Source organism: Desulfoferula mesophila (genome assembly GCF_037076455.1).
Classification (GTDB): Bacteria; Desulfobacterota; Desulfarculia; order Desulfarculales; family Desulfarculaceae; genus Desulfoferula; species Desulfoferula mesophila.
Map to the genome: position 1 here is coordinate 3,561,952 of NZ_AP028679.1, position 20,201 is coordinate 3,582,152.

20 protein-coding genes are annotated in these 20,201 nt (G+C 66.8%); all 20 read left to right on the top strand.

From position 1 onward, the window contains the following. The first annotated feature begins 1 nt into the window (after window position 1). The 20 genes from AACH32_RS16295 (at window position 2) to leuD (ending at window position 20,087) form a co-directional block, all read left to right on the top strand. The gene (locus AACH32_RS16295) at window positions 2–1,339 is read left to right on the top strand and encodes a TldD/PmbA family protein (RefSeq protein ID WP_338601779.1); all 1,338 of its coding nucleotides are present in this window, start codon (window positions 2–4) and stop codon (window positions 1,337–1,339) included. 161 nt (window positions 1,340–1,500) lie between these two features. Next, complete coding sequence (locus AACH32_RS16300; protein ID WP_338601782.1) at window positions 1,501–2,412, top strand: M23 family metallopeptidase; 912 nt, start codon at window positions 1,501–1,503, stop codon at window positions 2,410–2,412. Window positions 2,413–2,500: 88 nt separating this feature from the next. Further along, complete coding sequence (gene secA / locus AACH32_RS16305) at window positions 2,501–5,125, top strand: preprotein translocase subunit SecA (protein WP_338601784.1); 2,625 nt, start codon at window positions 2,501–2,503, stop codon at window positions 5,123–5,125. A gap of 161 nt (window positions 5,126–5,286) precedes the next feature. Further along, window positions 5,287–6,537, top strand: coding sequence for a bifunctional glutamate N-acetyltransferase/amino-acid acetyltransferase ArgJ (argJ, locus tag AACH32_RS16310; RefSeq protein WP_338601786.1), 1,251 nt, complete (start codon window positions 5,287–5,289; stop codon window positions 6,535–6,537). 188 nt (window positions 6,538–6,725) lie between these two features. After that, entirely contained in the window at window positions 6,726–7,580 is an 855-nt protein-coding gene (gene rpsB, locus AACH32_RS16315) for a 30S ribosomal protein S2 (protein ID WP_338601788.1), read from the top strand. A gap of 100 nt (window positions 7,581–7,680) precedes the next feature. Next, window positions 7,681–8,280, top strand: coding sequence for a translation elongation factor Ts (gene tsf / locus AACH32_RS16320; protein ID WP_338601790.1), 600 nt, complete (start codon window positions 7,681–7,683; stop codon window positions 8,278–8,280). A 14-nt stretch (window positions 8,281–8,294) separates the two neighbouring features. Next, window positions 8,295–9,014, top strand: coding sequence for a UMP kinase (pyrH, locus tag AACH32_RS16325; protein WP_338601793.1), 720 nt, complete (start codon window positions 8,295–8,297; stop codon window positions 9,012–9,014). 2 nt (window positions 9,015–9,016) lie between these two features. Next, the gene (frr, locus tag AACH32_RS16330) at window positions 9,017–9,574 is read left to right on the top strand and encodes a ribosome recycling factor (RefSeq protein WP_338601796.1); all 558 of its coding nucleotides are present in this window, start codon (window positions 9,017–9,019) and stop codon (window positions 9,572–9,574) included. Window positions 9,575–9,598: 24 nt separating this feature from the next. Continuing rightward, the gene (locus AACH32_RS16335; protein ID WP_338601799.1) at window positions 9,599–10,372 is read left to right on the top strand and encodes an isoprenyl transferase; all 774 of its coding nucleotides are present in this window, start codon (window positions 9,599–9,601) and stop codon (window positions 10,370–10,372) included. Continuing rightward, a complete protein-coding gene (locus AACH32_RS16340) occupies window positions 10,369–11,199 on the top strand; it encodes a phosphatidate cytidylyltransferase (RefSeq protein ID WP_338601802.1) in 831 nt (276 codons plus the stop codon). The genes AACH32_RS16335 and AACH32_RS16340 overlap by 4 nt, the downstream gene beginning before the upstream one ends. Next, complete coding sequence (locus AACH32_RS16345) at window positions 11,190–12,365, top strand: 1-deoxy-D-xylulose-5-phosphate reductoisomerase (RefSeq protein ID WP_338601804.1); 1,176 nt, start codon at window positions 11,190–11,192, stop codon at window positions 12,363–12,365. The genes AACH32_RS16340 and AACH32_RS16345 overlap by 10 nt, the downstream gene beginning before the upstream one ends. Then, entirely contained in the window at window positions 12,362–13,432 is a 1,071-nt protein-coding gene (rseP, locus tag AACH32_RS16350) for an RIP metalloprotease RseP (RefSeq protein WP_338601807.1), read from the top strand. Before AACH32_RS16345 ends, rseP begins: the two co-directional genes overlap by 4 nt. 8 nt (window positions 13,433–13,440) lie before the next feature. Continuing rightward, window positions 13,441–14,139 (top strand): tRNA (adenosine(37)-N6)-threonylcarbamoyltransferase complex dimerization subunit type 1 TsaB, encoded by a 699-nt coding sequence (tsaB, locus tag AACH32_RS16355; protein ID WP_338601810.1) that lies wholly within the window; start codon window positions 13,441–13,443, stop codon window positions 14,137–14,139. A gap of 104 nt (window positions 14,140–14,243) precedes the next feature. Then, complete coding sequence (locus AACH32_RS16360; RefSeq protein WP_338601812.1) at window positions 14,244–14,960, top strand: SIMPL domain-containing protein; 717 nt, start codon at window positions 14,244–14,246, stop codon at window positions 14,958–14,960. A 37-nt stretch (window positions 14,961–14,997) separates the two neighbouring features. Further along, a complete protein-coding gene (locus tag AACH32_RS16365; RefSeq protein ID WP_338601814.1) occupies window positions 14,998–15,228 on the top strand; it encodes a YdcH family protein in 231 nt (76 codons plus the stop codon). A gap of 10 nt (window positions 15,229–15,238) precedes the next feature. Next, complete coding sequence (locus AACH32_RS16370; protein ID WP_338601816.1) at window positions 15,239–15,871, top strand: phosphatidylserine decarboxylase family protein; 633 nt, start codon at window positions 15,239–15,241, stop codon at window positions 15,869–15,871. After that, on the top strand, window positions 15,872–16,675 hold the full coding sequence (gene pssA, locus AACH32_RS16375; protein WP_338601818.1) for a CDP-diacylglycerol--serine O-phosphatidyltransferase: 804 nt from the start codon (window positions 15,872–15,874) through the stop codon (window positions 16,673–16,675). Between the two features lie 105 nt (window positions 16,676–16,780). Continuing rightward, window positions 16,781–18,328: a 2-isopropylmalate synthase gene (locus AACH32_RS16380; protein WP_338601820.1), complete on the top strand. Its 1,548-nt coding sequence runs from the start codon at window positions 16,781–16,783 to the stop codon at window positions 18,326–18,328. After that, a complete protein-coding gene (locus tag AACH32_RS16385) occupies window positions 18,325–19,596 on the top strand; it encodes an aconitase/3-isopropylmalate dehydratase large subunit family protein (RefSeq protein ID WP_338601822.1) in 1,272 nt (423 codons plus the stop codon). Before AACH32_RS16380 ends, AACH32_RS16385 begins: the two co-directional genes overlap by 4 nt. Beyond that, window positions 19,593–20,087 (top strand): 3-isopropylmalate dehydratase small subunit, encoded by a 495-nt coding sequence (gene leuD / locus AACH32_RS16390; RefSeq protein WP_338601824.1) that lies wholly within the window; start codon window positions 19,593–19,595, stop codon window positions 20,085–20,087. Before AACH32_RS16385 ends, leuD begins: the two co-directional genes overlap by 4 nt. Window positions 20,088–20,201 lie beyond the last annotated feature (114 nt).

Here is a 20,201-nt window from a genome sequence, read left to right on the forward strand (position 1 = left end):
GGTGGATTTAGATCGTCAAGTGGAGTTGGCCCGTAAGGCCCTGGAGGCCCAAGGGGCCCGGGAGTGGGAAATCGCGGCGGTGCACAGCGAGAGCGTATCCATCGGGGTGCGCGGCCAAGAGGTGGACGCCTTCCAGCAATCCACCTCCAGCGGTTTGGCCCTCCGGGTGGTCAGCGACGAGCGCCTGGGCTTCGCCTATGTAATCGGCGGCGATCCCCAGGGCATCGAGCGGGCCGCGGCCGAGGCCATGGCTTCGGCCCAGGCCAGCGACCCCGAGCCGGGCATCAGCCTGTCGGGCCCGGTGGATCAGCTTCCCCAGGTGGAGGTTTTCGACCCCGAGCTGGCCGCCGACCCGGTGGAGGCCAAGGTGGCGCGGGCCAAGCAGGTGGCCGCCGCCGCCCTGGAGGCCGACCCCCGGGTGGTGCACGTACAGCCCGCCGAGTTCGACTCGGCGGTGAGCACCCTGCGCCTGCTCACCTCCCGCGGCCTGGATTTCACCCACCAAGGCACCACCGCCTCGGCCGGAGCCCTGGCCATGGCCGCCCAGGACGGGGAGCAGGAGATGGGCTGGGAGAGCCACAGCGCCCGCTTCCTGTCCGAGATCGACCCCCAGGCCCTGGGCCGCGAGGCGGGTCGGCGGGCGGCGGCCTTTTTGGGGGCCAGGCCGGTGAACGACGGCCGCTACGACGTGGTTCTGGACAACTCGGTGGCCGCGCAATTTTTGGGCCTGTTGGCGGCGTCGTTGACGGGCGACTCCCTGCTCAAGGGCCGTTCGCTCTTGGCGGGCAAAGAGGGCAGCCGGATCGTCAGTCCCCTGGTGAGCCTGGTGGACGACGGCACCCTGCCCCGGGGCCTGGGCAGCGCGGCCCTGGACGACGAGGGGGTGCCCATGCGCCGCAAGGCCCTGGTGGAGCGGGGAGTGCTCAAGGGCTTCATCTTCGATCGCCTGTGGGGGGCGCGCCAGGGCCAGGGCAGCACCGGCAACGGCATGCGCGGCTCTTTGAAGGGCCCGCCGGGGGTGGATTTCTCCAACCTGTTCCTGGAGCCGGGCCAGGCCTCGCCCCAGGAGTTGGAGGGGCGCCTGGAGCGCGGCCTGGTGATCTGCGACATCATGGGCGGCCACACCGCCGACCCGGTGAGCGGCGAGTTCAGTTTCGGGGCGGCGGGATTTTTGGTGGAAAAGGGGGAGCGGGTGCGCCCGGTGAAGTCCATCGCCATCGCCGGACAGGTGCTGGAGCTGTTCCAGGCGGTGGCCGAAGTCGGCTCTGACCTGAGATTTTTCGGCCGCAAGGGCTCGCCCAGTCTGCTCATCAGCCGCATGTCGGTCAGCGGATCGTAATTAACCAATAACACTAATGATATTATTTTACTACAAGATCGTAACCTGCCGTTTACGGGGTTGACTATAAAATCCAGCCATGCTAAATGTGCTCAGATCGATTTTTCTGTAACTGTCCTGGGCTCCAGGGCTCATCGACAGCCGACATACATAGGGATGGCGTGGCAAAAAAAATAAACGTAATGATCTTCCCCGACGAGGGAACCGACCGGGTCAAACGACTCTGCCTCCCTCGTTTTCTCATGTGGTTTTTCGTTGTCGCCTTGGGCGGCTCGTTGAGCTTGGCCGGTTATTGGTATTATCGCTACCAAGACGCGACGGCCCAGCAACCCGTGTACCAGGCCGACGGGAACCTCTACACCCGCCAACAAGCCCAAATTACCGCCTTTGCCCAGCGCCTGGCGGACATGAACGAGCAAATCAGCAGCCTCAAGTCCTTCAACGAGCGCCTGCGGCAGATGGCCAACCTGGACCGGCCCGGCCAAAAGGACGACATCTTCGGCGTGGGCGGTCGTGAAAGCGACGCCGGCGGAGCCGGGGTGCGCCTGGCCTCCACCCGCACCGAGCGCCAGTTGCAGACCATGCAGCGCGACTTGGACCGCCTGAACGCCGATAGCGAAACCGAGCGGATGCTGCAGCGCCATCTGGCCAAGTTTTTGGAAGACCGGCGCTCCATCCTGGCCGCCACCCCCTCCCTGTGGCCGGTGCGCGGTTGGGTCACCTCCGGCTTCGGCATGCGCGCCTCGCCCTTTGGCAAGGGCAAAAAGTTCCACTCCGGCTTGGACATCTCCACCCGGCGCGGCACCCCGGTCATCGCCCCGGCGGGCGGGGTGGTCACCTTCGCGGGCTGGGAGGGCGGATTCGGCCGCATGCTGGCCATCAACCACGGCCACGGCATCGTCACCCGCTACGCCCACTTGCAAAAGATCAAGGTCAAGCTGGGAGAAAAAGTGGAGCGGGGACAGTCCATCGGCTCGGTAGGCAACACCGGGCGCTCCACCGGACCCCATTTGCACTACGAGGTGCTGCTGTCGGGGGTTCCCACCAACCCCATGTATTACATCTTAGATTGATCGTAGTAACAAATAGTTATCCGCTTTCCCGGCGCAATGCAACGCGCCGGGATTTGCTTTTTTGGCCCAAGGGGCCACAATAGGGACCATGTTAGGCAAATTCCTATCCAAGATAGTAGGCTCCAAGAACGACCGCGAGATGAAACATCTCCAGCCCCTGGTGGAAGCGGTCAACGCCCAGGAGCCTTCCATGGAGGCCAAGAGCGACGCCGAACTGGCCGCCCTTACCCCCGCCTTCAAGGAGCGCCTGGCCGCCGGCGAAACCCTGGACGACCTGTTGCCCGAGGCCTTCGCCGCGGTGCGCGAGGCCGGCCGGCGCACCATCGGCCAGCGCCACTACGACGTGCAGCTCATCGGCGGCATCGTCCTGCACCAGGGCAAGATCGCCGAGATGAAGACCGGCGAGGGCAAGACCCTTTCGGCCACCCTGCCGGTGTACCTGAACGCCCTCACCGGGCGCGGCGTGCACGTGGTCACGGTGAACGACTACCTGGCCAAGCGCGACGCCGGTTGGATGGGCAAAATCTACCGCTTCCTGGGTCTCACCGTGGGCTGCATCGTGCACGGCCTGGACGACGACCAGCGCCAGGAGGCCTATGGGGCCGACGTCACCTACGGCACCAACAACGAGTTCGGCTTCGACTATCTGCGCGACAACATGAAGTTCGACCTGGCCGAGCTGGTGCAGCGCGATTATGCCTACGCCATCGTGGACGAGGTGGACTCCATCCTCATCGACGAGGCGCGCACCCCGCTGATCATTTCCGGCCCGGCCGAAAAATCCACCCAGCTCTACGTGCAGATCGACCGGCTCATTCCTCGCCTGAGCAAGGAAACCCACTACACCATCGACGAAAAGACCCGCACCGCCAGCCTCACCGAGGAAGGCGTGAGCCGCTGCGAAGAGCTCCTCAAGGTGGACAACCTCTACGACCCGCGCTACATGGAGCTTCTTCACCACCTAACCCAGGCGCTCAAGGCCCACACCCTGTTCAAGCGGGACGTGGACTACATCGTCAAGGACGGCGAGGTGGTGATCGTCGACGAGTTCACCGGACGGCTCATGCCCGGACGGCGCTACTCCGAGGGCCTGCACCAGGCCCTGGAGGCCAAGGAAAAGATCAAGGTCAAGAGCGAAAACCAGACCCTGGCCACCATCACCTTCCAGAACTACTTCCGCATGTACGACAAGCTGGCGGGCATGACCGGCACCGCCGATACCGAGGCCGAGGAGTTCGCCAAGATCTACAAGCTGGACGTGGTGGTGATCCCCACCAACCGGGAGATGGTGCGCAAGGACCACCCGGACTCGGTGTATCGCACCCAGGTCGAGAAGTACGAGGCCGCGGTCCAGGAGATCAAGGCGCTGCACTCCAAGGGCCAGCCGGTCCTGGTGGGCACGGTGAGCGTGGAGCGCTCGGAGTTGCTGGCCGCCAGGCTCAAGCGCCTGGGGGTGCCCCACACGGTGCTCAACGCCAAGCAACACGCCAAGGAGGCCGAGATCGTGGCCCAGGCGGGGCGCAAGGGCGCGGTGACCATCAGCACCAACATGGCCGGGCGCGGCACCGACATCATCCTGGGAGGCAACCCCGAGGCCATGGCCGTCAAGGACGCCGACCCCCAGGAAGATCCCGAGGCCTACGCCCAGGCTCTGAAGAAATATCAGGCCCAGTGCGCCGACGAGCGCGAACAAGTGCTGGCCGCGGGCGGCCTGCACATCCTGGGCACCGAGCGCCACGAGAGCCGCCGCATCGACAACCAGCTCCGGGGCCGTTCCGGCCGCCAGGGCGACCCCGGTTCCAGCCGCTTCTACCTGAGCCTGGAAGACGACCTGCTGCGCCTGTTCGGCAGCGACCGCATCAAGGGCATCATGGGCAAGCTGGGCATGGAAGAGGGCGAGCCCATCGAGCACAACCTCATCTCCAAGGCCATCGAGAACGCCCAGCGCAAGGTGGAAGGGCGCAACTTCGAGATCCGCAAGCAGCTCTTGGAGTACGACGACGTGCTCAACAAGCAGCGAGAGGTGATCTACGCCCAGCGGCGCGCGGCCATGACCGGCGAAGGGGTGCACGACTCGGTGCTGGAGATGATGGACGAGATCGCCGAGCAGGTGGTGGACGCCTACGCCGACGACCACGTGCCCGCCGCCGAATGGGACGCCAAAGGCCTGAGCGACGCCGTGGGCAACGCCTTCGGGTTCCTGCCCGACCTGGGCGAGATGGCCGAGCACGACGCCGAGAGCCTGATCCAGCGGGTGAGCGAGCAGGCCAAGAGCCTCTACGACCGCAAGGGCCAGCTTTACGGCCCGGAGACCATGGAGCAGCTGGAGCGCTGGATCCTCTTGGACCGGGTGGACAGCCTGTGGAAAGACCACCTGCTCAATATGGACCACCTCAAGGAGGGCATCGGCCTCAGGGGCTACGGCCAAAAGGACCCCCTGCGCGAGTATCAACGCGAGGGCTACGAGATGTTCGCCCAGATGGTGGAGCGCATCAAGTCCGAGACCGTGGGGGCTCTGATGCGGGTGCAGATCGCCAGCGAAGAGGACGTGCAGGCCCTGGCCCCGGAGGAAGACATCCCCCTGGCCTATTCCGGCGGCGACGGCGGCGCGCCCGAGCCCGCCCAGCGCGAAGGCAAAAAGGTGGGGCGCAACGACCCCTGCCCCTGTGGCAGCGGCAAGAAATACAAGAAATGCTGCGGCCTTAAACAATAGTCCCGACCCAGGCAATTTCAGACCCGGCCCCGGAATTTTCCGGGGCCGGGTTTTTTGCGGCCGCCGGCGCTCGGGCACGTAGCGGTGGGCTTAACCCTCCGGCAATGGTATATGTGTGGACAAGGGCCCAGGCCCATTACCTCGCACTGGAGAATCGAACCATGCAAGAGCTTCCCGAGTTGGGCGACGCGCCCCTGAAGCAGGGCAACGAGGTAAACCAGGAGGTGGCCGGTTTCCGGGCCGCCGCGGCCCCCTGCGGCCTGCGCAAGGACGGCCGGGCCGACCTGGCCCTCATCGCCGCCGACCTGCCGGTGTCGGTGGCCGGGGTGTTCACCACCAACTTGCTGGCCGCCGCCCCGGTGCGGGTAGCGCGCCAAAACGTGCGCAACGGCCGGGCCCGGGCCATTCTGGCCAACAGCGGCGGGGCCAACGCCGCCACCGGCGAGCCGGGCCTGAGCGCCTGCCGCTCCACCTGCCGGGCCGTGGCCGCCGCCCTGGGCTGCTCTCCCGAAGAGGTGCTGCCCTGCTCCACCGGGGTGATCGGCCAGGTGCTCGACGACACCAAGGTCAACGCGGTGGTGCCCTCTCTGGCCGCCGGGCTGAGCCCCCTGGGCCTGGCCGAGGCGGCCGGGGCCATCATGACCACCGACGCCTACAAGAAGATGGCCAAACGCCAGGCCATGGTGGGCGGCCAGCAGGTCAACGTGGTGGGCATGGCCAAGGGCGCGGGCATGATCCGCCCGGACATGGCCACCATGCTCTGCTTTGTCCTTACCGACGCGGCGGCCGCCCCCGAGGCCCTGGCCAAGGTGCTGGGCGAGGCGGTGGAGCAGAGTTTCAACCGCATCAGCGTGGACGGCGACACCTCCACCAACGACACGGTGCTGCTGTTGGCCAGCGGCAAGGCCGGCAACCCCGAGCTGGTCCCCGGCGACCCGGATTTGGCCTGGCTCACCGGGGCGGTCACCGCGGTGTGCCAGGAGCTGGCCACCATGATCGTGGCCGACGGCGAGGGAGCCGGGCACTTGGCCCGGGTCAGGGTATGCTCGGCGGCCAGCGCGGACCAGGCCCGGGAGGTGGCCTACGCCATCGCCCATTCGCCTTTGGTAAAGACCGCTCTCACCGGCGGCGACCCCAACTGGGGCCGCATCCTGAGCACCGCCGGGGCCGAGAGCGCCCGGCGGGGCCATCCCTTTGACGAGACCCGCTGCGATTTGTACATCGGCGGGGCGTTGGTGGCCCAGGGAGGCCTGGCCACCGGGGCCGAAGCGGAGGCCCAGGCGGTGAAGGTCATGGCCCGGCCTCGTTATGAAATAAGATTGGAGCTTGGCCTGGGACGGGAGGAGCACTGGGTGCTCACCACCGACCTTACCAAGGATTACATAGACCTAAACGCCGACTATCGTTCCTGAAAGCTTAACCCGCCCGTCACGGGACGGCCCTTGGCCTCCCTTGCGGGGCGGGGGAGCCTGTGATATTCTTCGGCGGTTAACTAATTACACACGCCTTGCCGGGGCGGCCCTGGTGCCGGCCCTCGGGCCGGTGGGCACACCCACCAAAACGGCCAGGCGGAGGACAAACCGAATCAGGAGGAAGCAACGTGGCCTACGTGACCATGCGCGAGCTGTTGGAGGCCGGAGTCCACTTCGGTCACCAGACCGGCCGGTGGAACCCCAAGATGAAGTCTTATATCTTCGGGGCCCGCAACGGCATTCACATCATCGACCTGCAGCAGACCGTAACCCTTTTCCGCCAAGCCTACGATTTCATTACCAAGACCGTGGCCAAGGGCGGCGAGGTGCTCTTTGTGGGCACCAAGCGCCAGGCGGCGGACATCATCGCCGAGGAAGCCACCCGCTGCGGCATGTACAACGTCAACCACCGCTGGTTGGGCGGCATGCTCACCAACTTCCAGACCATCAAGAAGTCCATCGAGCGCTACAAGTGGCTGGAAAGCATCGTGGCCGACGGCACCATCGACAACTACCCCAAGAAGGAGTCCATGTCCCTGCGGCGCGAGCTGGAAAAGGCCGAGCGCACCCTGGGCGGCATCAAGGACATGAACCGCCTGCCCTCCGCGGTGGTGTTGGTGGACATCAAAAAGGAAAAGATCGCGGTCAACGAAGCCCGGCGGCTCAAGATACCCATCGTGGCCATCGTGGACACCAACTGCGACCCCGAGGGCATCGACTACCTGGTGCCCGGCAACGACGACGCCATCCGGGCCATCCGCCTGTTCAGCGGCGCCATGGCCCAGGCCGCCAACGACGGCCTGGCCCTTCGGGAGCAGCGGGGAGGCGCGGGCCGCGAGTCCGAGAAGGTTGAGATGCCCCAGGACATGCCCGAGCTGACCGTGGGCCGTCCCGAGGAGCAGGAGGGCCCCGAGGTGGTGGTCATCCGCAAGGAAAAGCCCGCCGCGAAAGAGGCCGCCGCCGAGGAGAGCACCGAGGACTAAGCCGGGAAATTATCCCGGGCCGACGCCATTTTTGTGAGACCAACGGGCCCGCCCCCGGGCGGGCCCGCCAGGCATAGCTTTATTAAGGAGAGTGATCGCCATGAGCATATCCGCCGCCATGGTCAAGGAACTTAGGGACAAAACCAACGCCGGCATGATGGACTGCAAGAAGGCCCTCACCGAGTGTGAGGGTGACATGGAGAAGTCCATCGACTGGCTGCGCCAAAAAGGCCTGTCCGTGGCCGCCAAGCGGGCCGGCCGGGTGGCCAGCGAGGGCCAGGTGGCCAGCTACATCCACGCCGGCGGCAAGCTGGGCGTCATGGTCGAGGTCAACTGCGAGACCGACTTCACCGGCAAGACCGACGAGTTCAGCGCCTTTGCCCGGGATCTGGCCATGCACATCGCGGCCAGCAACCCCATCTGCGTGAACGAGGAAGACCTGCCCGCCGACGTCTTGGAGCGCGAGCGCGAGATCTACAAGGCCCAGGCCCTGGAGCAGGGCAAGCCCGAGAACATCGTGGACAAGATCATCGAAGGCAAGCTCAAGAAGTTCGCCGCCGAGAGCTGCCTGATGAACCAGCCCTTTGTCAAGGACACCGACAAGACCATCGCCGACCTGGTCAACGAGCTTCGGGCCCAGACCGGCGAGAACGTGCAGATCAGGCGCTTCGCCCGCTTCGTGCTGGGCGAGGAAAGCTAGGCCAGGAGACGCCCATGCCCCCCGCCCCGGTGTTCAAAAGAGTGCTCTTGAAGGTCTCGGGAGAGGCCCTCATGGGCGGGGAGTCCTTTGGCATTTCCCCCCAGGTGTTGGACTACGTGGCCGACGAGCTCATCAAGGCCCACCGCCTGGGCGTGGAGGTCGGGGTGGTGTTGGGCGGGGGCAACATCTTCCGCGGGGTCAGCGATAGCGCCCGCCACATGGACCGGGTGCAGGCCGACTACATGGGCATGCTGGCCACGGTGGTCAACTCCATCGCCCTGCAGGACGCCCTGGAGCGCAAGGGCGTGCCTACCCGGGTGATGACCGCCATCACCATGCCCCAGGTGGCCGAGCCCTACATCCGCCGCCGGGCGATCCGTCACCTGGAAAAGGGGCGCATCGTCATCCTGGGGGCGGGCACGGGCAACCCCTACTTCAGCACCGACACCGCCGCCGCCCTCAGGGCCGAGGAGATCGGGGCCGAGGTGTTGATGAAGGCCACCAAGGTGGACGGCATCTACGACTCGGACCCGGTGAAGAACCCCGAAGCTCAAAAGCTGCCCCAGGTGACCTACGACCAGGTGCTGGCCCAGCACCTGAAGGTGATGGACGCCACGGCCATCAGCTTGGCCGGGGACAACAAGCTGCCGGTGATCGTGTTTGACCTGCTGGAACCGGACAATATCAAGCGGGTGCTGCTGGGCGAAAAGGTCGGCTCCCGAGTGGAGGTTTAGCCATGATCGAAGACGCCAAACAAGAAGCCAAGGATCTGATGGAAAAGGCCATTGAGGCCTTGACCCGCGACTTCAAGAGGGTGCGCACCGGCCGGGCTTCCATCTCGCTTTTGGACGGGGTGCGGGCCGACTACTACGGTGCGCCCACCCCGCTCAACCAGATGGCCAGCCTTTCGGTGCCCGAGCCGCGCCTCATTCTCATCCAGCCCTGGGACGCCAGCACCTGCGGAGCCATCGAAAAGGCGCTGCTCAAGAGCGACCTGGGCCTGACCCCCAACAACGACGGCAAGGTGGTACGCATCGCCGTGCCCCCCCTGACCGAAGAGCGCCGCAAGGAGCTGGTCAAAGTGGTCAAGAAGATGGCCGAGGAGACCAAGGTGGCGGTGCGCAACGCCCGCCGCGAGGCCAACGACCTGCTCAAGGAACTGAAAAAGGAAGGCGAGATCAGCGAAGACGACGCCTTCCGGGGCCAGGACGAGATCCAGAAGATCACCGACAAGTACGTGGCCAAGGTTGACGAGGTCTCGGCCGAAAAGGAAAAAGAGATCCTGGAGTTCTAGGCCCTGCGGCCTGCTGCCAAGCCCATGGCTTCGACCATCCCAGAGCCTTCCCCCCTCGACCGGCTGGACACCTCCGCCCTGCCCCGCCACCTGGCGGTGATCATGGACGGCAACGGCCGCTGGGCCAAGTCCAAGGGCTGGCGCCGGGTGCGGGGCCACGAGGAAGGGGCCGAGAGCGTGCGGGTGGTGGTGCGCGCCTGCCGCAAGCTGGGCATCAAAGTCCTCACCCTCTACGCCTTCAGCGAGGAAAACTGGGCCCGCCCCAAGACCGAGGTGGAGGCTCTGATGCGCCTGCTGGGCCGCTTTCTCAAAAGCGAGCGCCAGGAGATGATCGACCGGGGCATCCGCCTGATGGCCAGCGGCAGCGTGGAGCGCCTGCCCACCAAGACCCGCGAGCTCTTGCAGCAGATCATGGACGACACCGCCGGGGGCGAGCGCATGGTGCTCAACCTGGCCCTGTCCTACGGCGGCCGCCAGGAGCTGGTGCGCGCCGCCCGCCGCCTGGCCGCCCGGGCCGTGGCCGGGGAGTTGGTTCCCGAGGCCATCGGTGAGGCCGAGCTGGAAGGCGAACTCTACACTGCGGGCCTGCCCCAGGTGGATCTGTTGATCCGCACCAGCGGCGAGCTGAGGGTGAGCAACTTCCTCTTGTGGCAGATCGCCTACGCCGAGTTTTATTTCACCGAAACCTATTGGCCCGACTTCCGCGAACAGGAAATGGCCAAGGCGCTCACCGCCTTTGCCGAACGCGAGCGCCGCTTCGGCCAGACCGGGGAGCAGCTAAAGGGAGAAAGCGCGTGAGCGAGCCCACCCGCCGCCGGACCATGGAGACCCTGGCCGTGCGCGCGGCCACCGGCCTGCCGCTGGCCGCCGGGGTTCTGCTGGTTATCCTTTTCGCCCCCCTGTGGGTGCTGGGCCTGCTTATCGCGGCGGTGGCCGGCCTGGGCATGCACGAATACACCCGCATGGCCCTGCCCGGCCCCTGGAACGTTCCGGCGGTGGCCGGGGTGGCCCTGGCCGGGCTCGTGGCCCTGGCCGGGCTGGCCGGGGGAAGCGCGGCCCTGGCCGCCTTGCTGCTGGGCCTGGTGGCCCTGGGGCTCATCATTGCCATAGCCGGCCCGGAGCTGGGCCTGGCCTGGGACGACGCCACTCGCCGCTGCTGGGGCCTGGTCTACGTGGGCGGGCTGTTCGCGGGCCTGGTGGTGCTTCTGGGTCTGCCCCAGGGACGGGCGCTGCTCATCTTCTCCATCTTCGCGGTCGTAGCCGCCGACGTGGGGGCCTATTTCGCGGGCCATATGTGGGGCCGCCACAAGCTGGCCCCGGCCATCAGCCCCGGCAAGACCATCGAGGGCGTGGCCGGCGGGGCCCTGGCCGCGGCGGTGCTGGGCGCCGTCTATGCCCTGCTCTGGCTGCCCGACACCAGCGTGGGGGCCGGTTTCCTGCTGGGCCTGGTGCTGGCGGTGGTCAGCGTGGGCGGCGACCTGTTGGAGTCTGCCCTCAAGCGCGCCGCCGGGGTCAAGGACTCGGGCTCCATCCTGCCGGGCCACGGCGGGGTGCTGGACCGGGTGGACGGCATCCTGGTGGGCGGGGCGGCCTTTTTGCTGTTGAGGATGCTGCTGTGGCCGTAAAGAAGCTGGCCATACTGGGCTCCACCGGCTCCATCGGCCAAAGCACCTTGCAGGTGGTGGCCGCCCACCGCGAACGCTTCCCGGTGGTCAGCCTGGCCGCCGCCCGCTCGGTACAAGAGTTGGCCCGCCAGGCCGCCCTGTTCCAGCCCCAGGTGTTGGCGGTGCTGGATAAAGAGGCGGCCGACCAGCTCAAGAAACTATTGCCTCCCGGCCTCAAGGCCGAGGTGGTTTACGGCCCCCAGGGCTATCTGCAGGCCGCGGCGGGCTGCGGGGCGGACATGGTGCTCAGCGCCATGGTGGGCGTGGCCGGGCTGTTGCCCACCTACGCGGCGGTCAAGGCAGGCATCGACGTGGCCCTGGCCAACAAGGAGACCCTGGTGGCCGCCGGGGAGCTGGTCATGACCGCGGCCGCCGAAAGCGGCTCGGCCATCGTGCCGGTGGATAGCGAGCACTCGGCCATCTTCCAGTCGCTCATGGGCAACGACCCCGCCGGAGTGCGCCGCCTGTGGCTCACCGCCAGCGGCGGGCCCTTCTGGGGCTACAGCAAGGCCCAGTTGGCCGGGGTGACCCCGGAAAAGGCCCTGGCCCACCCCACCTGGTCCATGGGGCCCAAGATAACCATCGACTCGGCCACCCTGATGAACAAGGGCCTGGAGGTCATTGAGGCCCACTGGCTCTTCGACCGGGGCTACGACGACATCAAGGTGGTGGTGCATCCCCAATCGGTGGTGCACTCCCTGGTGGAGTACGTGGACGGCTCCTTTTTGGCCCAGTTGGGCCTGCCGGATATGAAGACTCCCATCGCCTTTGCCCTGTCCTATCCCCAGCGCCTGGCCCTGGACGCCCCTCGCCTGGACCTGGCCCAGGTGGCCCGCTTGAGCTTCGAAGAGCCGGACCTGGAGCGATTCCCCGCCCTGGGCCTGGCCTTCGCGGCCGGCCGCCGGGGGGGCAGCGCCCCGGCGGTGCTAAACGCGGCCAACGAGGTGGCGGTGGGCCTGTTTTTGGCCGGCGGCCTGGCCTATGGCCAGATCGCCGAGTGCGCGCGGGCGGTCTTGGACGAGCACCAGGCCGCTCCCCTGACCAGCGTGGCCGCCGTGTTGGAGGCCGACCGCTGGGCCCGGGGCCGGGCCCGCGCCTGGGCCGAGTCCCATGGAGGAAACGCGTGACCCTGATCAGCGCCATCATCGTTCTGGGCATCCTCATCTTCGTGCACGAACTGGGTCACTTCCTGGTGGCCAAGAAGGCCGGGGTGGGGGTGAAGGTCTTCAGCCTGGGCTTTGGGCCACGTCTGGCCGGGTTCAGAAGGGGCGAGACCGACTACCGCCTGTCGGCCATTCCCCTGGGCGGTTTCGTGCGCATGGTGGGGGAAAACCCCGGCGACGAGGTGGCGCCCGAGGAAGAGGCCAAGTCCTTTGCCCACAAAAAGGTGGGCTGGCGCCTGGCCATCGTGGCCGCCGGCCCCCTGTCCAATGTCGCCTTCGCCCTGATCGTCTACTTCGCGGTGTTGCTTATTTGGGGCATGCCCACCATCACCACCATGGTGGGCGGAGTGCTGCCGAATTCCCCGGCCATGGCCGCGGGGGTGCAAAAAGACGACAAGGTGCTGGCCATCAACGGCCAGCCCACCGCCGACTGGGCGGCCATGGTCAAGGCCATCCAGGGCAGCGGCGGCAAGCCCCTCAAAGTCACCCTGGAACGCGACCGCAAGCAGGTGGAGACCACCATCGTTCCCCGCCAAGAGGAAGTCACCGACATCTTCGGCGAAAAGCACCAGGTTTTCCGGGTGGGCATCTCCGCCAGCAGCCAAACGAGCAGCCGGTCGGTGGGCCTGTGGGAGTCGGCCAGGCTGGCGGCACTCAAGACCTATTGGTCCGGCGAACTCATCATCATGAGCGTGGTCAAGATCATCCAAGCCAAGGTTTCGGTGGAAAACCTGGGCGGGCCCATCATGATCGCCCAGGTGGCCAGCGAGGCCGCCCGCCAGGGCTTGGCACCCCTGCTGGATCTGGCCGCCCTGATCTCGGTGAACCTGGCCATCTTGAACCTGTTGCCCATACCCGCCCTAGACGGCGGCCACATTTTCTTCTTCCTGTTCGAGGCCATCACCCGCCGTCCGGTGTCCCTGGCCACCCGGGAAAAAGCCCAACAGGTGGGCATGATCCTCCTGATCCTGCTGATGGTGTTCATCTTCTACAACGATATCGCCCGGTTGCTGGGCGTGTACGACCAGTAGGCGTTCCGGTGATCCTGGCCCTGGACACCTGCCTGGCCGGAGGCGGCGCGGCCCTGGCCCACGAGGGCCGGGTCTTGGCCCAGGCCTTGTTGGAGCCCGGTCCCGGCTTCAGCCGCCGCTTGCTGCCCGCCATAGAGGAAGTAATGCACCGGGCGGGAGCCGCGCGTTGCGATCTCGGCGGTCTGGCGGTGACCATAGGCCCCGGCTTTTTTACCGGCCTGCGCGTGGCCCTGGCCACCGCCCAGGGCCTGGCCCTGGGGCTGGGCCTGCCCGTGGCCGGGGTTTCCAGCCTGCGCCTGCTGGCCGAGGCCGCCCCGGAAGGGGAGCGCACGGTATGGGCCCTGGCCGACGCCCGGCGGGGCCTCCTCTACGCCGCCCGCTTCGAGCAGCACGGACAGGATTTTGCCCGCCGCGAGGCGGACATGGCCATCACCCCCGAGCGCCTGCTGCCCCTGCTCGCCCCCCCGGCGCTGCTCCTGGGCCCCGGCGCGCGCCTCATCGACCCCGCCGAGCTGGCCCCCGGCCTGGAGCTGGCCCCCGCCGAGCTGGACCAGCCCAGCCCCGGACTGTTGGCCCTCATCGGCGCCCGCCGCCTGGCCGCGGGCCAGGGCCTGGCCCCCCATCAAATGCGCCCTCGCTACTGCCGTCCCTCGGACGCCGAGGTGCGTTTCGGCCTGCCCCTGGACGACTACCGCCTGGTGCAATAAGCCCCTGCCCCGTCCTCCGGGAGCGCCGCCAACGAATCGCGCCGGGTGCGGTGAAGCTCGGAGTTCCCGTGTTATAATGCATGGACATTCGAGGAGGAGTTGACATGCGCCGGTGGTTTATCCTGACATTGGTCCTGGTGGGCCTGTGTCTGCCCTACGTGACTCATGCCCAGCTAAAGGCGCCCAACGTAACGGTGGACGGCACAGCTACTCTGTACTTGGCCCCGGACCAGGGAGTCATCACCGTGGGGGTGACCAACCAGGCCTCCACCGCTGCCCAGGCCTCCCAGGCCAACGCCGCGGCCATGCAAAAGGTGGTGGACGTCCTCAAAAAAGCCCTGGATGGCCGGGGGCGCCTGGAAACCGCGGGCTACCACCTGCGACCCGTGACCACCTACTACAAAGAAACCCGTCGCAGCCAAATCACCGGCTATAAGGCCGACCACCAGGTGCGCGTCACCAGCCGCGATCCCCAGGCTCTGGCCGGAATCTTGGACGCGGCGGTGGCCGCCGGGGCCAACCAGGTGTCCGGCCCCCACTGGGGATTGGCCGATCCCAGCCAGGCTGAGCGCCAAGCCCTGGCCGCGGCCTTTGCCGACGCCAAGGCCCGGGCCCAAACCCTGGCCACGGCCGCGGGCCTGGCCTTGGGCCCGCTGCAGCAGATGCGCACCGGCGGCGGCGTAGCGGCTCCCGTGCCCATGCTGCGCAGCATGGCCAAGGCATCGGAAAATACCCCCCTGCAAGCCGGCGAAGTGCAGGTAACCGCCGAAGTGAGTTGCGTGTTTGCCCTGTTGCCTTCCGGGCCGGGCCAAAGAAAATAAACTTTTTTACCGCAGTAGCAGTAGAGGAATAAAAATTATGGATCCCAGCGACACCAAGCTGATTCAGGATAACCTGGACAACGACCCGGAGCTGGCCAAACTCTGGGCCGAGCACCAGGAGATGGAAAAAAAGCTGGACGACATGAACCAGCGCCTATACCTGTCCACCGAGGAGCAGATAGAGCGCAAGCGCCTGCAAAAGCTCAAACTGGCCGGCCGCGACCGCATCGAGCAGATTTTGGGCACCCTGCGCGGCCCCGACGCCTAGGCCCAGCCGAATGGACAAGTTCCCCCTGGCCCGCCAAGGCTGGCCCTACCTGGCCTCGGCCGTGTTTTTGGCCGCCGTGGCCACCGCCCTTGGCGTGTGGTGGCTGGCCGCGCCCCTGTGGGCCGTCGCCCTGCTGGTCGGCAACTTCTTCCGCGATCCGCCCCGCCAAAGCCAAGCCGATGAGCGGGCCGTCATCTCCCCGGCCGACGGCAAGGTGGTGGTGGTGAGCGAGACCACCCACCCGGAGCTGCCCGGCGGGCCGGTGCGCCTGGTTTCGGTGTTCATGAACATCTTCGACGTGCACGTGAACCGGGCCCCCCTGGCCGGGCGGGTGCGCAAGGTGGTCCACCGCCCCGGCGGCTTCCTGCCCGCCGACCGGCCCGAGGCCCCCACGGCCAACGAACGCCTGGACCTGGTGTTGGACGGGCGCGAGGCCACCATCGTGGTCACCCAGGTGGCCGGGCTGGTGGCCCGCCGAATCGAATGTTGGGCCGCTCCGGGGGTTGCATTAGAGCGCGGTCAGCGGTACGGTATGATTAGATTTGGCTCCCGCCTGGATTTGTACCTGCCCCTGAGCGCCAAGATCCAGGTGAAACCCGGCCAGCGAGTGAGAGCCGGAGTAAGCGTGATCGCAGAGGTTTAGATGGCCCGACGCAACCGAAATTCCCGCCGACGCAAAAGCCGCGAGCAGTGGCGACGGGGGATCTACGTCCTGCCCAACCTCTTCACCACCGCCAGCCTGTTCGCCGGCTTTTTCGCCATGGTGGAGGCCATCCAGGGCAATTTCATGATGGCCTGCCTGGCCATCCTGGCCTCCCTGGTCTTCGACGGCCTGGACGGCAAGGTGGCGCGGGCCACCAAGACGGTCAGCCGTTTCGGGGTGGAATTCGACTCCCTGGCCGACCTGGTGGCCTTTGGCGTGGCCCCGGCCATCCTGGTGTACATGTGGGGGCTGCAGCCCCTGGGCCGCCTGGGTTTCCTGGCCGCCTTCCTTTTCGTGGCCTGCGGCGCCCTGCGCCTGGCCCGCTTCAACGTCCAGGTGGAAGAAGTGGGCACCAGCCACTTCGTGGGCCTGCCCATCCCGGCCGCGGCCAGCGTTATCTGCACCATGATCCTCATGTGGCTGGAGCTGGGGGGGGCCACCCCCTTCGAGCCCTGGGTGCTGGTGCTCATCGTTTTCCTGCTGAGCTTCCTCATGGTCAGCAACATCCACTACCTCTCCTTCAAGGAGATGGGGCTGGGCAAGCTCAAGTCCTTCAACTGGCTGGTGGCCGCTCTGCTGCTGTTCGTGCTCATCGCCATCCAGCCGCAGTTCATGGGCTTCATCATGCTGGCCTCCTACGTGATCGGCGGGCCTTTCGCCGCGCGGATCATGGCCAAGAAAAAGGCCGCCAAGGCCGAGGCGCCTCTGCAGGCCGGCGAACAAGATCGATTGCCCCTGTCCTAGTCTTTCCGCTCCCCACCCAGACATAACCCCAGAGCACCCAAATCCTGGCGATGTGTCCCGGCGGGGACACTTAACGGCGTATTTTCATTAATGGGAGAAACCGCAATGTCCAACCTGGTAAAGATTTTCGACACGACTCTGCGCGATGGCGAACAGTCGCCGGGCGCTTCCATGAACCTCGAAGAGAAGATGCGCCTGGCCCACAAGTTGGCTCAATTGGGTGTGGACATCATCGAGGTCGGCTTTCCCGCCTCCAGCCCCGGCGATTTCGAATCGGTCAACCAGATCGCCCAGCAGGTGAAGGGCCCGGTCATCTGCGGCCTGGCCCGCACCGGCCACGCGGACATCCAGACCTGTTGGGAGGCCATCAAGCCGGCGGAGAAGAAACGCATCCACGTGTTCATCGCCACCAGCGACATCCACCTGGAGCACAAGCTGAGGATCAGCCGCGAGCAGGCCCTGGCCGAGATCACCTCCGGGGTGGGCCTGGCCGCCAGCCTGTGCGACGACGTGGAGTTCAGCGCCGAGGACGCCTCGCGCTCGGACCCGGACTTTCTGGCCCAGGCGGTGGCCACCGCCCTGGAGGCCGGAGCCACCACCATCAACATCCCCGACACCGTGGGCTACGCCCTGCCCGACGAGTTCACCGAGCGCATCAAGTACCTGTATAAGAAGGTGCCCCAGCTCAAGAAGGCCACGGTGAGCGTGCACTGCCACGACGACCTGGGCCTGGCCGTGGCCAACAGCCTGGCCGGCATCAAGGCCGGGGCGCGCCAGGTGGAAGGCTGCATCAACGGCATCGGCGAACGGGCGGGCAACGCCTCCATCGAGGAGGTGGTGATGATGCTGGCCACCCGCGAGAAGGCCCTGGGGCTGACCACCAACATCAACCGCAAGGAGATCTACCCGGCCAGCCGCCTGGTCTCCATGATCACCGGGGTTACGGTGCAGCCCAACAAGGCCATCGTGGGGGCCAACGCCTTTGCCCACGAGTCGGGCATCCACGTGGACGGCGTGCTCAAGAACCCGCTGACCTACGAGATCATGACCCCCGAAGAGGTGGGCATCGGCCAGAACAACCTGGTGCTGGGCAAGCACTCGGGCCGCGCCGCCCTCAAGGCCCGCCTGGCCGACATGGGCTACGAGCTGGACCGCGACAACGTGGAGAAGCTCTTCCAGGCCTTCAAGCGCCTGGCCGACAAGAAAAAAGAGGTGTTCAACGAGGACCTGGAGGCGCTCATCGCCGACGAGATCCTGCGCATCCCCCTGCGCTGGCGCCTGGACTACCTGAACATCGTCAGCGGCACGGTGACCGTACCCACCGCCACGGTGCGCATCTTCGACTGCGAGGAGCTCAAGCAGGAGTTCGGCTCGGGCAGCGGCCCGGTGGACGCGGTGTACAACACCATCTCCAAAATCACCGGTTCCAAGGCCAAGCTGCTGCGCTTCACCATCAGCGCCATTACCGGAGGGCTGGACGCGCAGGGCGAGGTAACGGTAAGATTGGGCGAAAACGGTCTGGTGGTCCTGGGCAAGAGTTCCGACTCCGACATCCTGGTGGCCGCGGCCAAGGCCTACATCAACGGGCTCAACCGCCTGGAGTACCTGAAGACCCACGGTCCCCGGCTGAGCGCCCAGGAGAGCAGCCTTTGAACCAGCCCCAAACCATGAGTCAGAAAATATTGGCTTCCCGCGCCGGGCTCCCCCACGTGGAGCCCGGCGCCATCGTGGAGGCCAAGCTGGACATGGTCCTGGCCAACGACGTCTCCACCCCCATGGCCATCAAGGGATTCAAGGAGATTGGCGGCGAGAGGGTCTTCGATCCCTCCCGGGTGGTGATGGTGGCCGACCACTTCACCCCCAACAAGGACGTGGGCAGCGCGCTCATCGCCAAGGAGATGAACGAGTTCGTCTCCTCCAACCACCTGGAGCACCGCTTCCAGGGCGGGCGTTCGGGCATCTCCCACATGCTCCTGGCCGAGCGCGGGCTGATTCTGCCCGGCGAGCTGGCCGTGGGAGCCGACAGCCGCATGGTCACCCACGGGGCCATGGGGGCCCTGGCCACCGGAGTGGGGGCCAGCGACCTGGCCGCCGCCCTGGTCACCGGCCGGGGCTGGTTCCGGGTGCCCGAGACCATGCGGGTGGAGCTTGGCGGCGAGCTGGGCCCCTGGGTGGGCGGCATGGACATCGCCCTGGCCCTGTTGCGCCTGCTGGGCCCGGAGGGGGCCCACTATCAGAGCCTGGAGTTCACCGGTTCCCTGGTGCCCGGGCTGTCCATGGAGGCCCGCCTGACCATCAGCAACCTGATGGTGGAAAGCGGGGCCAAGGCGGCCCTGTTCCCGGTGGATCAGGTGACCACCGACTATCTCAAGGACAAGGCCACGCGCTCCTGGGCCTCGGTGGCCTCCGATCCGGACGCCGCCTTTTCCAAGGCGGCCAAGCTGGACGTGAGCGGCCTGGAACCCCAGGCGGCCCGGCCCCACCGGCCCCACGACGTGGCCCCGGCCCGCCGGGCGGGCTACGAGCCGGTGGACCAGGTGTTCATAGGCTCCTGCGCCGCGGCCCACTTGCAAGACCTGCGGGTGGCCGCCCAGGTGCTAAGCGGCAAGCAGGTGCACCCCCGGGTGCGCCTGATGGTGGTCCCCCCCACCCCGCGCATCATGCTCCAGGCGGTGCGCGAGGGCCTGGTGGAGACCTTCCTGGCTGCCGGCGGGATCATGGGCCCGCCCTCCTGCGGCCCCTGCTCCGGGGCCCACCTGGGCATCCTGGCCGCCGGCGAGGTGGCGGTGGCCACCGCCAACCGCAACTACCGGGGCCGCATGGGCCACCCCAGCAGCCGCATCTACCTGGCCGGTCCGGCGGTGGCCGCGGCCAGCGCCATCTTGGGCCGGGTGGCCGATCCGGCGGAGGTTTTGTCATGATCAGCGGCACCGCGTGGGTTTTCGGCGACCACATCTCCAGCGACGCCATCATACCGGCCCGCTACCTGCACCAGCGCGACCCCCACTCCTGGTCCAAGGTGGTCCTGGGCGATCTTCGGCCCGAGTTCGCCGGCCAGGTGGGTTTCGGCGATTTCATCGTGGCCGGGCGCAACTTCGGCTGCGGTTCCTCCCGGGAGCAGGCCCCCCTGGCCATCAAGAACGCCGGGGTGGGCGCGGTGATCGCCCACAGCTTCTCGCGCATGTTCTTTCGCAACGCCTTCAACATGGGGCTGCTCATCTTTACCTGCCCCGAGGCCGCGGCCCGGGTGCACGACGGCGACCGCCTGCGCCTGGACCCCTACAGCGGGCTAATCGAGGACCGGGACCAGGAGACCTCTTTTCAGGCCCAACCGGTTGACCCCTACTTGGCCGACCTGGTGAGCCAGGGGGGCCTGATCAAGAAAATCCGCAAACAGCTCACCGGACGCTAACCGGCCCCCGCCCCATTTTTCCCTAACAAAGAGTTTGCAATAAGGCCCGGTCACGGCTAAATAAAGACCGTGGCCGTGCCCTGCCCGGACCGGCGGACGCGCGGGCCATGCACA

Excerpts from the sequence above, each read along its gene's own strand:
- secA (WP_338601784.1), top strand. The coding sequence starts at position 2,501 with ATGTTAGGCAAATTCCTATCCAAGATAGTAGGCTCCAAGAACGACCGC.
- argJ (WP_338601786.1), top strand. The coding sequence starts at position 5,287 with ATGCAAGAGCTTCCCGAGTTGGGCGACGCGCCCCTGAAGCAGGGCAAC.
- tsf (WP_338601790.1), top strand. The coding sequence starts at position 7,681 with ATGAGCATATCCGCCGCCATGGTCAAGGAACTTAGGGACAAAACCAAC.
- pyrH (WP_338601793.1), top strand. The coding sequence starts at position 8,295 with ATGCCCCCCGCCCCGGTGTTCAAAAGAGTGCTCTTGAAGGTCTCGGGA.
- frr (WP_338601796.1), top strand. The coding sequence starts at position 9,017 with ATGATCGAAGACGCCAAACAAGAAGCCAAGGATCTGATGGAAAAGGCC.
- AACH32_RS16335 (WP_338601799.1), top strand. The coding sequence starts at position 9,599 with ATGGCTTCGACCATCCCAGAGCCTTCCCCCCTCGACCGGCTGGACACC.
- AACH32_RS16360 (WP_338601812.1), top strand. The coding sequence starts at position 14,244 with ATGCGCCGGTGGTTTATCCTGACATTGGTCCTGGTGGGCCTGTGTCTG.
- AACH32_RS16365 (WP_338601814.1), top strand. The coding sequence starts at position 14,998 with ATGGATCCCAGCGACACCAAGCTGATTCAGGATAACCTGGACAACGAC.
- AACH32_RS16370 (WP_338601816.1), top strand. The coding sequence starts at position 15,239 with ATGGACAAGTTCCCCCTGGCCCGCCAAGGCTGGCCCTACCTGGCCTCG.
- pssA (WP_338601818.1), top strand. The coding sequence starts at position 15,872 with ATGGCCCGACGCAACCGAAATTCCCGCCGACGCAAAAGCCGCGAGCAG.
- AACH32_RS16380 (WP_338601820.1), top strand. The coding sequence starts at position 16,781 with ATGTCCAACCTGGTAAAGATTTTCGACACGACTCTGCGCGATGGCGAA.
- leuD (WP_338601824.1), top strand. The coding sequence starts at position 19,593 with ATGATCAGCGGCACCGCGTGGGTTTTCGGCGACCACATCTCCAGCGAC.